The 16170-nt window shown below is 43.8% G+C and carries 13 protein-coding genes; 6 read left to right on the top strand and 7 right to left on the bottom strand.

All coding sequences use genetic code 11. The annotated features are described in order from the left end of the window. The first annotated feature begins 18 nt into the window (after positions 1 to 18). The 3 genes from H8B17_RS02750 to H8B17_RS02760 all read left to right on the top strand — a co-directional run bounded on the left by H8B17_RS02750 (position 19) and on the right by H8B17_RS02760 (position 5036). Entirely contained in the window at positions 19 to 1257 is a 1239-nt protein-coding gene (locus H8B17_RS02750; protein ID WP_190307626.1) for a DUF4959 domain-containing protein, read from the top strand. A gap of 154 nt (positions 1258 to 1411) precedes the next feature. Then, entirely contained in the window at positions 1412 to 2623 is a 1212-nt protein-coding gene (locus H8B17_RS02755) for a DUF4998 domain-containing protein (RefSeq protein ID WP_190307627.1), read from the top strand. 61 nt (positions 2624 to 2684) lie between these two features. Then, positions 2685 to 5036 (top strand): glycoside hydrolase family 95 protein, encoded by a 2352-nt coding sequence (locus H8B17_RS02760; RefSeq protein ID WP_190307628.1) that lies wholly within the window; start codon positions 2685 to 2687, stop codon positions 5034 to 5036. Between the two features lie 15 nt (positions 5037 to 5051). Here the strand turns inward: H8B17_RS02760 and H8B17_RS02765 are convergent, their stop codons facing one another. Then, entirely contained in the window at positions 5052 to 5597 is a 546-nt protein-coding gene (locus H8B17_RS02765) for a hypothetical protein (RefSeq protein WP_190307629.1), read from the bottom strand. A 103-nt stretch (positions 5598 to 5700) separates the two neighbouring features. Here H8B17_RS02765 and H8B17_RS02770 point away from each other — a divergent pair, with 103 nt between their 5' ends. Together H8B17_RS02770 and H8B17_RS02775 are read left to right on the top strand one after the other, a co-directional pair. Further along, positions 5701 to 6555: a helix-turn-helix domain-containing protein gene (locus tag H8B17_RS02770; RefSeq protein ID WP_190307630.1), complete on the top strand. Its 855-nt coding sequence runs from the start codon at positions 5701 to 5703 to the stop codon at positions 6553 to 6555. Positions 6556 to 6569: 14 nt separating this feature from the next. Further along, positions 6570 to 6986, top strand: coding sequence for a DUF983 domain-containing protein (locus H8B17_RS02775; RefSeq protein WP_190307631.1), 417 nt, complete (start codon positions 6570 to 6572; stop codon positions 6984 to 6986). Between the two features lie 9 nt (positions 6987 to 6995). On the opposite strand, the gene galE is transcribed toward H8B17_RS02775, so the two are convergent. Next, on the bottom strand, positions 6996 to 8024 hold the full coding sequence (gene galE, locus H8B17_RS02780) for a UDP-glucose 4-epimerase GalE (RefSeq protein WP_190307632.1): 1029 nt from the start codon (positions 8022 to 8024) through the stop codon (positions 6996 to 6998). Between the two features lie 135 nt (positions 8025 to 8159). Between galE and H8B17_RS02785 the strand changes: the two genes are divergently transcribed. Continuing rightward, entirely contained in the window at positions 8160 to 9407 is a 1248-nt protein-coding gene (locus H8B17_RS02785) for a 3-deoxy-D-manno-octulosonic acid transferase (protein ID WP_190307633.1), read from the top strand. Between the two features lie 97 nt (positions 9408 to 9504). On the opposite strand, the gene H8B17_RS02790 is transcribed toward H8B17_RS02785, so the two are convergent. The 5 genes from H8B17_RS02790 to H8B17_RS02810 form a co-directional block, all read right to left on the bottom strand. Further along, positions 9505 to 10956, bottom strand: a complete 1452-nt coding sequence (locus tag H8B17_RS02790) for a glyceraldehyde-3-phosphate dehydrogenase (protein WP_190307634.1) — start codon at positions 10954 to 10956, stop codon at positions 9505 to 9507. 176 nt (positions 10957 to 11132) lie between these two features. Further along, complete coding sequence (hemW, locus tag H8B17_RS02795) at positions 11133 to 12260, bottom strand: radical SAM family heme chaperone HemW (RefSeq protein ID WP_190307635.1); 1128 nt, start codon at positions 12258 to 12260, stop codon at positions 11133 to 11135. A gap of 4 nt (positions 12261 to 12264) precedes the next feature. Beyond that, positions 12265 to 14127, bottom strand: a complete 1863-nt coding sequence (locus H8B17_RS02800; RefSeq protein WP_190307636.1) for a M1 family metallopeptidase — start codon at positions 14125 to 14127, stop codon at positions 12265 to 12267. Positions 14128 to 14177: 50 nt separating this feature from the next. Next, positions 14178 to 14672 carry a hypothetical protein gene (locus tag H8B17_RS02805; protein ID WP_190307637.1) on the bottom strand — a complete coding sequence of 165 codons (495 nt, stop codon included), beginning with the start codon at positions 14670 to 14672 and terminating at the stop codon, positions 14178 to 14180. Between the two features lie 14 nt (positions 14673 to 14686). After that, entirely contained in the window at positions 14687 to 16150 is a 1464-nt protein-coding gene (locus H8B17_RS02810; protein ID WP_190307638.1) for a WG repeat-containing protein, read from the bottom strand. Between the last annotated feature and the right edge of the window lie 20 nt (positions 16151 to 16170).

The following is a 16170-nucleotide window of genomic DNA, read 5'->3' on the forward strand; positions in this document are numbered from 1 at the left end:
AGTTTAATATGTAACGAGATGAAAAAGAATAAACAAATAAATAGAAATATACCGACTTACATGATGCCTTTCGTTTTGTTTATCGCCTTATTTGTGGGAGCGTGTAAAGAAAGTGAATCGCCTGTGGAAATCATTTCGAATGATATGACGAAGCCGGAGATGGTGACCGATGTGCATGTTGAAAATCTGAATGGCGCCGCCAAGATTACGTATAAGTTGCCGAACTCCAAGAATTTGCTGTATGTGTTGGCGCGTTATTCGATTAATGATGATCATGTTCGTGAAGCGAAAACCAGTTATTATCAAGATACCATTCTGGTGGAAGGATTCGCCCGCGAAGGGGAATATGAAGTCTCCTTATATGCGGTGAGTCGTGCGAATGTCCTTTCGGATCCAGTCGTCGTCAAGGTGCAACCTAAGACCCCGAATTATATCCTGATCAACGAAGGGCTAGAAATTTCGCCGGACTTTGGAGGAGCTAACTTTGCGGGTGTTAATCCAAATGGTGCTCCCATATCGATCCATTTACTCGCATTTGATGATGCCACTAATTCTTTTAAGGAGCGGGATCCGATTTATATTCACACCAATACCATCGATGTTTCAGTGCGGGGATTTGAACCTACGGAACGGCAGTTTGGTGTGTATACGTCAGATCGCTACGGCAACAAGTCCGAAATCCGCTATACTTCATTGATACCGTTGTTTGAGACACAATTGGATAAAAAGAAGTTTTTCGTTTATCCATTGCCAACGGATGCTCCTGTTTGGGGTGATTGGGATTTACGGAATTTCTTTGACGGAAGCTTGACGGGTAATGGGTGGCATACCACAACAGCGCCGTTGACGGCCGGCACATTCGGATTGGGCCAAACGGCCAAGATTAGCCGCTTTATTTTTTATCCCAGAATACAGGATAATATGTATACCTATCAAAATGCCAAGGAAATCACGATATGGGGTTCCAACGTGGATAATCCACCAGATGCAAATTTGCCGAGAATGTCAGAACCGGGAACAGTTGTCGGCGACTGGGTGAATATGGGTAATTTTAGCCATCCTAATCCGCCATCAGGGTTACCGCCTACGCAAGCTAATGCTGCGGATAATGCATTTGCTGCCGCTGGCATAGATTTTAGTATGCCTAGTGCGGCTCCAGCTGTAAAATACATTCGTTTTGTATGTACCCAGACCTGGGGTGGACTCAATTATATCAATGCGATGGAGATTACCTTTTTTGGCAGTCCGGAAGAATAATGAATATTTTCAATTAGACGAATATGAAATATCCATGATTACAAAATATAAACGCGGATGACCGCGGAGCAGCATACACACTAATTCGTAATAAAAACGTGTATAATATAACTGGATATTCCATATGACCATTAAAAAAACAAGTTATATACATATGAAACATTTGATTTATATACTCCTTGCTTTTAGTTTATTGATAGCCTGGGTAGGTTGTGAAAAATACGCAGATGATTATAAGCAATATTTAGATGATAAGGAGATTACGTATCCGGGTTTAGCCCGGGATGTCCGATCTCAGGCGGGATACCTCCGGGCTGTATTGGTTTGGAACCCTAGCCCGGATCCCAATATTGATCACTATATGGTGTATTGGAACAATAACAACAATTCGCAGCGTGTGGAAGCTACCACCCACAGTCCTTCGGACAGTATCGTTGTTTCCATTCCCAATTTGGAAGAATATGTCTATAGCTTCACCATCGTTGCTTACGATAGCGAGGGAAATGTGTCGGTCGGACAGGAACTGAACAACGTACGTGTATACGGAGAAACTTATCGGGCTGTATTACAAAATAGGGCTTATCGCCTGTCTGATCCTTATGAAACGTATGAAGACGGTTTTCTGAAACTGTTTTTCAACGCACCTGATACATTGAATACGGGCACGCAGATTAAATATACAAACAGAGACGAGCAGGAAAAGATGGTCGTTTTATTACCAGGCGATAACGATATCACCATACCCGATTTTAAGTTTGGAACGACCTTGCAATACCGATCTGGCTATGTGCCAGAACCGAACGCGGCGGATACCTTATATACGTTGTCTTGGGAAACGTTTCCCGCGATTGTACACATCGTGGAGGCAGACAAATCGCTGTTTCAACCTTGGTACCTGCCAAATGATGCAGGAGATGCTTGGGGCTGGGTATTGCCCAATCTATGGAACGGCAATACGACCAGCGATCAAGGTTTCCATACCGATGGGATAGGTATGCCGATTTCCTTTTCATTGGATATGGGAGCGGAATCTGCGCTTACGAGTGTGCGGTTCTGGCAGCGCTATTCCGCCCGCTATAACGATGGCAATCCAAAACAATTTGAAGTATGGGGAAGCAACGACCCGGCGTCGGATGGCAGTTGGGATTCCTGGACCAAACTCGGTACATTTACGAATGTTAAACCATCAGGCTTGCCGGGAGGACAAAATTCGGATATCGATAATACCACCGCGGCGGCCGGAGAGCTGTATGAGTTCAGTGAACCGACTGCTCCTGTACGTTACTTGCGTTTTCGTGTTTTGGAAGTATGGAATGGTGATTACCTTCATCTATCGCAGCTTTCGGTATATAAACTAGGAGAATAAATAGGAGGTGTTTCTGCCTTACAAACTCATTACGAATACAAAAACAGATTAATCATTATATATGTTAGTTCCAATCAAGAATTTATTTTTCGCGGTTTTGTTTTTTCTATCTGCGATTTGTCCGTTGGCAGTTTTTGCAAAGAAAAATAATAATCCCAACGTATTATGGTACGATGCACCGGCCAATCAATGGGAGGAGACACTACCTCTCGGCAATGGTCGATTAGGGATGATGCCGGATGGCGGGGTGACGAAAGAATCTATCGTTTTAAATGATATTACCCTATGGTCCGGTTCACCACAAGATGCTAATAACTACGAAGCACACAAGTACCTGCCAGAAATACGTCGGTTGTTAAAAGAAGGAAAAAACGATGAAGCGCAGCAGCTGATCAGCCAACATTTTGTGTGTAAAGGGCCCGGTTCTGGTGGCCCGCAATGGGGAAAATACCAAGTGCTGGGTTTTTTGGATCTGGCATTTGAATACCCCGGGGCAAAGGTGGCTACGATGGAGAATTATCGCCGCAGTCTGGATATCGACAATGCCGTAGCTAATAGTACTTTCGAAATAAATGGTGTTACTTATAAACGTGAATACTTTACGGCATTTGGGACGGATGTAGGTGTTATTCGCTTGTCGGCTAGTGTGCCGGGAAAATTAAATCTTAAAATTTCTATGCATCGGCCGGAGCGGGGCGATACCAAGGTGGTCGGGGAAGAATTGCAATTAGCCGGACAGTTGGACAATGGTACTGACGGGAACGGCATGCAGTATATCGCCCGGGTGCGGGCATTGCTCGATGGGGGGATCCAAACGAGCACACCGGATGAATTGGTCATTCGTGGTGCAACCTCTGTTATCTTGTTAATGTCGGCAGGTACGGATTTCCGAGGGGACAATTATCTGGCGACGACGGCCAAGCTGTTACAAGGCGCTATGGATACACCTTATGAAAGTCTGAAAAAACAACACCAAGCGGATTACCAGAAACTTTTTAACCGTTTGCAGCTTGATTTAGGAAAGGGAAGAATGGACATTTCAACCGATCGACGCCTAGAGGAATTCCAGCAGCATCCGGAACGGGATCGCGGATTACCGGCATTGTTTTTCCAATTCGGGCGGTATTTAAGTATCAGCAGTACGCGGATAGGTTTACTTCCGCCAAATCTTCAAGGACTTTGGGCAAACCAGATTCACACACCTTGGAATGGCGATTACCATCTGGATGTTAATGTGCAAATGAATCACTGGCATTTGGGTGCTGCTAATCTCAGTGAGCTGCATCTTCCGCTGGTGGAATTGGTACGTGGTTTGGTGGAACCGGGTCAACGTACAGCAAAGGCGTACTATAACGCCGAGGGGTGGGTGGCACACGTTATTACCAATATATGGGGGTTTACCGAGCCCGGTGAAAGCGCTTCCTGGGGCATTGCTAATGCGGGTTCCGGTTGGTTGTGTAACAACTTATGGGAACATTACGCCTTTACGGGGGATAAAGACTATTTACGCGATATTTACCCCATTCTGAAAGGATCAGCACAATTTTACAACAGTGCGCTGATGGAAGATCCCAAGACCGGCTGGTTGGTAACAGGACCGTCGGTATCACCAGAAAATACATTTTACATGCCCGATGGCAAGACACATACCAATGTCGCTATGGGACCTACTATTGATCATCAGATTACACGGGAGCTTTTCACGAATGTTATTGAAGCGGCAACACTTCTTGGATTGGATAAAGATTTTAGCGATACGCTCCGTACGAAACTGGAACGTATTCCGCCCCCGGGCAGGATTGGGTCAGACGGACGTCTCTTGGAGTGGCTGGAGGAACACAAGGAGGTGGATCTACAGCACCGGCATATCTCCCATTTATATGGGGTGTTCCCGGCGGATCTTATTTCACCCTTTAAGACACCAGAGCTCGCCGAAGCATCCAAAAAATCATTGGAGGTGCGCGGTGATGATGGTCCTAGTTGGGCCATTGCCTATAAGCAAATCTTTTGGGCTCGTCTGTTGGACGGTAACCGGGCTTATAAGTTGCTCATGCAATTACTAACCCCCACTCGAGAAACGCATATCAACTACGGCGCAGGGGGTGGTACCTATCCCAATCTATTTACTGCGGGGCCTCCCATGCAGATCGATGGGAATTTTGGTGCAACAGCCGCCATTGCAGAGATGTTGCTGCAAAGTCACAACGGGATGATTGATTTATTACCGGCGTTGCCGGATACGTGGAAAGAAAGCGGGGAGGTTAGGGGATTCCGCGCTCGTGGAAATTTCACAGTCGATATGAAATGGAAAGATGGAAAAGTAACGTATTATCGTATTTCATCTCCAAAACCGACGAAAGTTAAGGTCAAGGTCAATGGAGAAATGAAAGAAATTACTAGTAAACGTATATAGGTAATGTCAGCATGCTTAAGTTAAATTATGCTCCATTGTAAAGACCGTCATTTCCTCCATCGGAGCTTGCAGATCAAACTGTAGATCTTCGTGAAGTTTTGCAAACTTGGCGGTTGTCGTTTTAATACGGGCTCGTACGTAATCGTGCAACTTGGAAGCACTATGAACCGCTGATTTTTCAAACAGACGCGGAAACCGTGTGAAAGCCTGATTTAAGATATAGATCCGGCAATCCACCTCGCTATATTTGTCTTTCGTGATCTTTTCATGTTCGTTGATCATGCCGCTAGCTTGCCGTATCAGACTTTGAAGTTCTTTGTAATTACTGTATACAGGGATGTTCTTGACAGAATTTCTGCTTTCGACAAAGAGAGCGGCCAGTCTTTCTTTGAGTTTCTCGATGCGGTCTTCGAGATCGATTTGGTCTTCTAAAAGTTGAAAGTGGAGCTGTTTCATCAACATTTTATCTTTGCCGACTAAACGCACGAGTAACTTATCCTTTTCCTTTTGGGGAAGATTTAAGACGGCCTCCTTTAATTCGGGTTGCTTATGTAACGACATGACGTGAAGTTAAAAATAATTATTTAACTTCTTACAAGTAAAAAATACCATTACCTCCCTTTTTTCTACCATTGTTTGTGGATATATCTCTGTATCTTTGTGTATGATTTCGAAAGTGCCTATCATAGAGCAATGTACAGTGTCGACAAACTTTCGACGAGGTGTTATGATAGAGGGTTTGGCGGGTTATTTAGAGCGGAATAAGAATCTTGTTTTTCCACATAGACATAATTTTTACCATTTGTTGTGGTTTACGCAGGGTGGAGGAACGCATACAATCGACTTTGAAACCTTTGAGGTTGTGCCGTGGCAGATTTACTTTATGTCACCCGGGCAAATCCATACCTGGTCTTTTATCGGAGAAATGGACGGTTATGTGGTTAATTTCGACGCCGATTTTTTTAAAACCTTTTTGCTCCAGCCAGATTACATCACGCTATTTTCCTTTTTTTCCGGTTTGGTTCAGGACGAGGTTTTTGTGGTGCAGGAAAAGGAACGCGGTATAATAGAGGAAATATTTAAACGCTTACAAAGTTATGCGGACGATATGGATTTTGCCCGTATTTCGCTTTTGTATATTTTTCATCTGCTTGAACAACAACGTGATCGATCAACAGTATTGCAGGATGATACGTACAATCATACGCTGTTGCGTAACTTTCTGAATTTGATCGAATCCAATTTTAGAACCTTACGGTTACCCAAAGAGTACGCAGCCCTACTTTATATCACACCCAATCATCTTAATGCCTTATGCCGAGAAGTGCTGGGGACATCGGCAGGAGATGTTATCCGTAAGCGTGTGTTGTTGGAAGCAAAACGTTTATTGGTAATTAGGGATTACGGGATATCCGAGATCGCTTATGAACTCAACTTTAACGATAACTCTTATTTCACAAAATTTTTTAAAAAGGGTGTTGGCATGACGCCAGAAGAATTTAGAAGAAAACATATTTAATTCGTATAATAAAAATGGAAAACAATATTACCTACACAATCAGTCCATTGAAAGCTGCGCGGGAATGTAAATGTCCCCGATGCCGAACCGGTAAAATGTTTGGAGCCGGTACATTCAGCCTGAGGCAGAAAATGAATAAAAATTGCCCACATTGTGGATTCAAGTTTGAAATAGAACCCGGTTTTTTTTATGTTGCTATGTTCGTTAGCTACGCATTGAGTGTTGCCCAATTTATAGCTGTTTGTATAGCAACATATGTGCTGTCCGGAGGATCGGAATCACCTTGGGTGTATTTAACAGCTTGTATGTTAACCGCAGTGGTCTTGGCAGGCTTTAATTTCCGATACGCCCGAGTTATCCAATTGTATTGGTTGGCACCCAGTGTGAACTTTAATGAAAAATACTATGGAGACGCCTATAAGAAATCATAGGCGTCGATGTTATCCAATTGGGTTTTCTTGCAGGTACCTCTCCCAAGCCCATGCGGATGCCATCATCTCGTCGATGCCGAGCTCGGCTTTCCAACCCAGTTGTTCAGTTGATTTCGTGACGTCTCCCCATACCCTGATGATGTCGCCATCGCGACGCGGGCCCACGACGTAGTTCAGTTTCTGTCCCGAAGCTTTTTCAAAAGCAGCAATAGCTTCCAACACCGAATAGCCGTTTCCGGTACCTACATTAAACACATCATACTTGCCGTTGGGGTTGCCTTTTTCTAGCAGGCGAATGGCCGCAACGTGGGCTTTCGCCAAATCGACTACATGGATGTAATCGCGGATACAAGAGCCATCAGGCGTGTCATAATCACCGCCGAAAACGGTTAACTTTTCCCGTTTGCCAATGGCGGTCTGCGTGATGAAAGGTAAGAGGTTTTGCGGAACACCAAGCGGAAGCTCACCAATTAGTGCCGAAGCATGTGCTCCGACCGGATTGAAATAGCGTAAAGCGATGGTATTATAATTTCCATAAGCGGCAGCCACTTCCTCTAATATTTCTTCGGCAATCTGCTTGGTATTACCATAGGGAGAGGCCGCTTTCTTTACGGGGGCAGATTCTGTTACCGGCAAGGTGTCGGGTTCGCCGTACACCGTACAACTGGACGAAAAAACAAAATTGATCGGCTTGCCCTGATAGGCATTAAGGAGATTAATTAACGAGAAGAAATTGTTATGGTAATATTTTAACGGTTTTTCGACGGATTCTCCTACTGCTTTTGACGCCGCAAAATGAATAATCCCTGTAATATCTGGATTTTCTTGAACAAAAGTTTTCGTTTGCGCTTCGTCACATAAGTCGAATTGATGGAACTCCGGTCGTACACCGATAATTTTTTCTATTTGATTTAGAATTTGAATATTTGAGTTCGATAAGTTATCGACAATAACCGGTGTGTAACCCGAGTTGTGTAATTCTACTACCGTGTGCGAACCGATGTATCCGGTCCCGCCAGTGACTAAGATTTTGCTCATTGTTCTTGACTATAATATGTTATTTCTTTGTAGTTTAGTATATCTTTGACGAATATAAGCATATTTTTCGCTGTACTATAGTTCTGGAGGACAGCGGAGAGCAAAATAAATAAATTTATTAGATTTTTAATCAACATGCGTGTTCTATACGACATAGGAATAGTCCTTTACACAGTGCTGTTGCGCTTGGTTTCCCCCTTTCACCCAAAGGCAAGGCTGTGGGTGGAGGGACGTAAACATCTATTTGAACATATAGAACAAACGATGGAAAAGGATGCTGCGCCAATTTGGTTCCATTTTGCTTCGTTGGGTGAGTTTGAGCAGGGAAGGTCGGTTATGGAAGCTATAAGAAAAAAATATCCAGAGGAAAAGATAGTGATCACTTTTTATTCACCGTCAGGATATGAAATTCGAAAAAATACGCCCTTAGCAGATTACGTTTTTTATTTGCCTACGGATACAGCAGTCCATGCACGAAAATTTCTAGATATCGTACAGCCCAAGTTTGCCCTATTTACGAAATATGAATACTGGTATCATTATTTCCGCATTCTTCGAGAACGTCGTATTCCTTTATTTGTTATTTCGGCTATTTTTCGAGAAGAACAAGTGTTCTTTAAATGGTACGGCGGATTCTTTCGTCAAATATTGAAAAACGTTAGTTTTTTCTTTGCCCAGAATAGGGACTCTGTACTGTGGTTGCGGGCCATTCGTATTAGACAGGCTGGACTGGGGGGAGATACTCGGTTCGACAGAGTCGTGGAGTTACCTAAGCATCAGCGCAACATACCAGAAGTGGAACAGTTTCTGAATAGACATACACAAGTCTTCGTCGCGGGAAGTACATGGACGCCTGACGAACGTATATTGGCCGAATTATTCGCCGTCCAAGAAGGTTGGAAAATGCTCATGGCACCGCATGAAATACACGAAGCTCATTTGCAGGAGATTAAACTACTATTTCCCGATGCCTTATTTTTCTCTCGCTTTGCCAACTATACGACCACTGAAATAGAAAAGGCTTCGGTTTTGGTTATCGATAACATCGGCATGTTATCTTCGCTGTATGGTTATGGGCGAATCGCCTATATTGGTGGAGGTTTTGGTGCCGGAATCCACAATACACTGGAGGCTGCTACATACGGTATGCCTGTTGTTTTCGGACCGAATTATGCACGTTTTCAAGAGGCAGTCGACCTGATCGGTATTGGAAGTGCCTTTCCTGTGAGAAATGCCAAAGAATTAGAGCGTATTGTATGTGCGTTATCCGATGAAGAGAAGAGAAGTATGGTGGGAGAGGCTGCACAACAGTATGTACAGGAAAAAGCAGGAGCGACACAAATTATTATGAAGTACTTGGAGACGGAGGGATTGATAGGATAAATCAGGGTGCCCTCAGCTGAAAAAGAAACCTACCCGCAAATGCAGGTAGGTTTTTCCGTCCAATAAGACGATACTAATAGATGAAAATTGAAAGCACTTAGTAATAGCTATATTGTCTGACGCCTGCTTGGTGTCGTGCCAACCGCATAACCTGGTTTACATAGCCATATTCATTGTCGTACCAGACATAGATAACTATATTTTTACCGTTAGAAGATACAATAGTGGCCGGCGCATCGACCACCGCGGCTGCGGTGGTGCCAATCACGTCCACCGATACTAAATCTGGATTGTTCTCATATTTGATCTGTTCGACCAGCGATCCCTTTAAGGCGGCGTTGAGCAGAATATCATGTATGCCGTTGACGGTACAAGGTTGCTCTACTTCCAACTGCAAGATCGCGAGCGAACCATTTGGGATCGGTACACGAACAGCATTAGAGGTGATTTTACCTGCAAGTGAAGGTAATACCTTCGATACCGCCACACCTGCTCCGGTTTCGGTAATCACCATATTTAAAGCGGCGGCACGTCCTCTTCGGTATTTTTTATGGATATTGTCCACGAGGTTTTGATCGTTCGTGTAAGCATGTACCGTTTCGATGTGGCCGCTGGCTATACCCAGCTCTTTGTCAATAACAGCCAAAACAGGCGTAATGGCATTGGTGGTACAGGAAGCTGCGGAACATAGCGTGGTTTCACTAGGGGAGATGCTATTTTCATTAAGGCCATAGACTATATTGGGCACACCTTTGCCCGGAGCAGTCAGCAGCACTTGGGCAACGCCCTTAGCCTTTAAATGACGTGCCAACTCCTGTTGTTCGCGGTAGGCTCCTGTATTGTCTATAACAAGTGCGTTTTGGATAGCGTAGACCGAATAGTCTATATCTTCCGGTGCGCCTGCGGACAGCATATACACGGTAATACCATTAATAACAAGCGCTTTCTTTTCATTGTCAATATCTACGGTTCCGTCGAAATTACCGTGTATGGAATCCCGCTTTAACAAATTTGCACGTTTCGTTAAACTAGCCCCATCGATTTCCTCCCGTACGACAATCGCGCGGAGCCGTAGCTGTTTCCCATCGCCGGTGGTGTTTATTAATTCTCTTGCCAATAATCGTCCGATACGTCCAAAGCCATATAATATCACGTCCTTGGCCTGGAACGCCTCATGTCGTATAACAGAAGCTAATCGCTTGCGCACAAATAAATAGAGGGGGTCTCCACCATTTTGTTGACGACTAAAATCCAACGTCAGTGTTCCGATATCAATTCGGGAAGGCGGCAACTCCATTTCTTGTATCGCTTCTGCCACTTCCAATATGTTGGATATGCAAAGCGTTGTTGTACCTATTAAATTTGACGCGTGTTTGTGGATGTGAAGCAGAGACCCGGGCCGCTGATGTAAAATCTGATTTCGAAAGAGAACCAGTTCAACACCCTGGTTAATCCATAGATTGCTGACAATTTTAATGAGGCGGGCAGCCGCATTTTGCTGTTGTTGATAACTTTTGATTTCCTGTTCAAAAGCAACTGTTGGTACCATAATTTTTGTTATAGATGATTACAGTACAAACATATTAAATGTTGAATATGAAAAGGGTGAAATTTAAAAAATGATAAAATATGGATAAAATAGGTTTATGTTTTTGATGAAATGCTAAAAAAATAATCAAAAAACGGTTATTTGATAATGATTTCTCATTTTGCAAATGGCGTTATTTAGGGGATGAGAAAAAGTTCCGACGCGATGTAATCCGCCAGGAGTTTTCCTTTCATCGTCAGGATAAGGTAGCGCTCACCGATTAACTCCACTTCTTGCTTTGTTATAAAAGGTTGCGTATTCAAAACGAGATGTTGCTCGGTATCTGCACCAAATTCTCGCAATATTTTCTCCAGATCAACGCCCCACATCGTTCGCAAAGAGGTCATGATATACTCATTAAATTGATCTTCGCGGGATAAGTTTTCTATTTCATATGCGAATTGTTCTGTTGTTATACCGTCGATATAGCGTGCATTGTTGGCGATGTTCCAACTTCTCGATTTCCCGTTAAACGAATGTGCCGACGGGCCAATGCCAAGATAATGCTTACCTTGCCAATATGCCGTATTGTGTTTGGCGTATTGGCCGTTTTTGGCAAAGTTCGATATTTCATAGTGCTCAAATCCATTTTGGGTTAAGACATCAAAAAGCATCTGCATCTGTTCCGCACTTTGTGCTTCTTGCATGGGAGGTGTTTTTCCGCTGCCGATGAAGTGTGCAAGTGCCGTCTTCTGCTCTACGGTCATCGCGTAGGAAGAAATATGTGGAACATCAAATGCGATCAGTTTCTCCATGTTGGATTTCCATTTGGTGTCTGTTAACAAGGGGTAGCCATAGATCAGATCGGCCGTTATGTTTTCGAAACCGGCATCCTGTACTCGTTTAATCGAAGACTCCCCCTCTAAGGCGTTGTGTGCCCTATTCATCCAACGTAAATCTTCTTCGTAGAACGATTGTATACCGATGCTAAATCGGTTGATGGGGGTATGTCTCAGGGCTTGTACCTTGGCATTGTCTAGGTCGTCGGGGTTTGCTTCTAGTGTGATTTCAGCATCACTGGCGATCTCGAAGTGTGCAGCAACCTGCCCGATCAGTTGTTCGATTTCTCCAGCCGTCAGCAACGAAGGGGTTCCCCCACCGAAATAAATGGAGGTAATCGCTTTATCCGCTAGATAGTTTGCACGTAATGTTACCTCCTTTTGCAAGGCTTGTAACAACTCCTCCTTATACTTTAGTGAAGTGCTGAAGTGGAAGTCGCAGTAATGGCAGGCTTGTTTACAGAAAGGGATATGGAAGTAAATCATATGACTATTTCACCCAATTATTATCCGCCGATTCTATATCCGCTAACCGCAAGGATGGGTCTATCTGGACCTTAACAGGCTTCTTATTTGTGGGTAAGGTATAGCTCGGTTTTGTCCAGAACCAATCTTCCGATATCGTGCGTGGCACACCGTTATACATAGAAAAGGATTCGGCAGGTTTTTCACCACGCATTTCCCGTAGTGGGATGTAGAAGAGTTCTTTGGTGCCGTCTTCGTATTCTACCAGCAGATCGATCGGCATAGCGAGGTTCGACTTATTCCGTAAAGTAATTTCGTTATCGGCGACGCGCTCGATAGCATAGTCAATGGTGCGTGTCGTGTTTACAAATAGATTGAAGTACCATTTTAAATTGATGCCAGATACCTCTTCAGCCACCCGCTTAAAGTCATTGGGAGTGGGGTGCTTAAATTTCCATAGCTCGTAAAATTTGAGAAAGGTTTTATCTAAGTTCTGCTGACCAATAATATAGCCCAACTGTTGTGCAAAAACTTGTCCTTTGTTATAAGCCTGTTGGCTATAGCCATAATTGGTGTCGTAATAATCCGCCAGTAAGCTCATGGGCTCTTCCTTCCCAGATAAAGCCAGTTTGTAGTAAGCCCGATAAGCACCAATGACGGGATTGGTGTCTAATTGACCTCTTTTTTCGAACAAACTCTGGAAGCCTAACTCCTCTATATAACTGGTAAACCCTTCGTCAAACCATTCATCTACCGTTTCATTGATTCCGAACAAATGTTGATACCAAGAGTGAGCAGCTTCATGGAAAATAACACCGACCAAGCTTTGAATATCACGACCGCCAGTCACGAGGGTTGCGGTACCGTATTCCATACCACCATCGCCTCCCTGAACGATCGTGTAGGTGGGCCAAGGATAAGCCCCAAAACGTTCGGCACAAAAATCAAAGAATTCCGCAGCGAGTCGCTGGGCGGTTTTCCAATTTTCTTTCACCTGTTTGTTCGTCGGTAAATACACGGTGTATACCGATACCCCTCCCGTGCTTTTGGTCGAATCGACAACAAACTTGGGATCAGCTGCCCAGGCAAAATCATGGATGTTTTCCGCTTTGAAATGCCAGCTCGCTTTCCCGTTAGACGAAACTACCCGGGCTTTTTTGTTATATCCTTTCACTTCTGTTGGATTTTGCAATACACCCGAACTCCCTACGACGTAATCTTTGTGAAGGTGTAGGGTTACATCAAAATTGCCAAAAGGAGCCACAAACTCACGAGCGACATATTCATCCAAGTGCCAGCCAAACTCATCGAAATGTGCCATTTTAGGATACCATTGTGTCATGGATAAAGCTACGCCTTCTTTCGAATTTCTGCCGCTGCGGCGTATCTGTTCCGGCACCTGCGCTTCCCAGTTCATATCGAAGGTGACTGTTTCTCCACTTTGTATGCCCGCTGGCAAGACCACTTCCAGTATAGTGCCGTCTTCTTTAAAAGTAGTTGGCTGTCCGTTCATGGTGAGCGATTGTATACGCTGATAGCCGATTTGTTCTGGTGTCAATGTGGCGATTCGACTTTGGATTTTCGGATTTTCTGTTGTGCCTAAATTGGACGTCATCCGCGGATCCGGATCGGCAATGTGGGCTAATCGATAGTCCATCATGCTTCCCGGTTGGAATGCATTGAAATATAAATGGAAGTATACCTTTCCCAGGGTTTGATTGGAATTGTTGGTGTATTTTAATGCCATTTTCCCTTGATACTGATATTTTTTTTCATCGACATCAATATTCATTTTGTAATCGACAGCTTGTTGCCAGTATCCCGCGCGTTGGGCAAACAAGAGTGTATGAAAAAGCATTAAAAAAAGTAAAAGCAATTTTGTCTTCATATCATTTATCGTTCGTTTCTCGTAACTCATCACTATAGCGCATCATTCTATTACATATAATAATATTCGACGCCTTCTTGCCGTATCGCGTGGACAAGTGCATCGAGGTCATCTGCTTTTTGAAATAACTTATTACGCCAGTATCTTTTTGGTGTTGTACCTTTCTTATAAAAAAACATAATAAGGTTGCCACCAGATCGAGGTACGTTACGTAAATACTTAATTTCGTTTATAGAGAAAGAATCCTCTTGTTGGTTCTTAAAACGTATCACGATATGTCCTTCTTGTATAGACCATATCGAGTCGTTTTTACTCCATCTGATACTGCAAAAAATCAATAACGGTAGGCTTACCAGTACCACAAGAATCTTGGCGATCTCGGATATAGGAAGCCGCGAGGCGATAAGCGTCACTAGACAGACTCCTGCCAGAAGAAGTAACATATATCGTCCGCGATGTAGTGTTGCTATATGAAAAGACTTGTTGGCCATGCCCCAAAAATAAGAAAGAGCAGCCATATAGCCGCTCTTTTGATTAAATATCATGCGTTATCTGCGCATTATTTCCCCTCCTCAGGCTGTACATATTCCCCTTTCGTGTTGATATACAATGCATCTTCACCTTCGGTTTCATTTACCGCAGCTATTCCGTCATAAAATGGTGTAGCATAGTCATATTTAAAAGGTATAACTGTTTTCCCATCTTTCGTGATGTAACCATATTTGTCCCCTTGAAGGGCTACTACAAGGTTATCCTCATTTGCCAATAGTAAGTATGCGTATCCTGCTGTCGTCTTTTGCTGTGATCGTATATCCACCACGTAATACTGCTCATTTTCGATGATGATGATATGGTCTTCATCATAATCCATAATGGTCTCGAAGACAGGGGGCAAAACAATATGGCCATCTAGATTTACGAGACCCGTTTTCCCATCTTGGAAAAAAGATGCGTGCCCCTTCGCAAAGAAGGAAATATGGTCATATTGAGCGGGGATAATTACGTGTTGATGGTAATCCATCACCCCCGTTTTTCCATCTATGGAGAAGAAGATAATTTCCAGTTCGGGATCTTGGGCGAGATACTCCCATTCGCAAGAGATAATTTCCCGGCCATCCGTGTCAATAATACCATATTGAAATTCGGTGTTTGTGACAACGGCATGTGTTCCAATAAATTCATTGATAGAACCGTATCGTGGCGTCACGATGACCTGTTGGTTGCTGTCCCGGATACCAATGAGATGGCTTGTTGAATCCTGAAACGCATATAAATCGTGACCTAGCGGCATATCGAAGAAGCTAAGAGCATAAATATCTTCTTGTAAGGAGTAGTTTTCGGGAATTTCGAAGAGTGTCGGGTCAAAATCTATTTCATTAACGGTGCTGGCTTCTATGCCGATTCCAAATGCGCCGATATACAGTGCTGCACCGGGGATATCTTTGAGATAGGCATATTCACCCCAATATACGGAAGGAAGGTTTTCATTATACCAAATCTCCAGTTTAGCGTCTTGGGTGAGCGATGGATCAAACTCTTCTGATTCGAATTCTAGAACGGCCAGCTTGCACGGTAGGCCGGCGATGGTCTTGCTGGTATCGGCTACGAGACGTATCGGGAAATCGGCCGTATTTGTGACGAGAATGTCTTCTCCGGTGTCGTGGACATTTATCTTATCTGTCGCGTCGGCTGTTTTGGTGTATGCCTGTACAGACGGATGGAGCATATAGGAATGACCGGAGTTGCGATCGGTAATCTGGATTTGATTGTTTTGCATAATACCCTGTGTCTCTACACGGATAAAATCGCGATTTACCCAAGCCTGCACTTGCGGTGTATCATCTTCGGAAAATGCCGCCGCCAAAGCTGCTAATAATGCCATAGAACCGTCTTCTGCTGTGTCGGTTTGTGCAGACGTTTCTGAAGAAAGTGCGAGCTTGTAGTCAATTTTAAAAAGTTTCTCCTGTGAAGAAACCGTGGAAAGGAAAAGACTCAACAACAGAGCCAATAAACTTCGGTACATAGATGTGTTTTAATTAGGGC

Source organism: Sphingobacterium arenae (assembly GCF_014692505.1).
GTDB lineage: Bacteria > Bacteroidota > Bacteroidia > Sphingobacteriales > Sphingobacteriaceae > Sphingobacterium > Sphingobacterium arenae.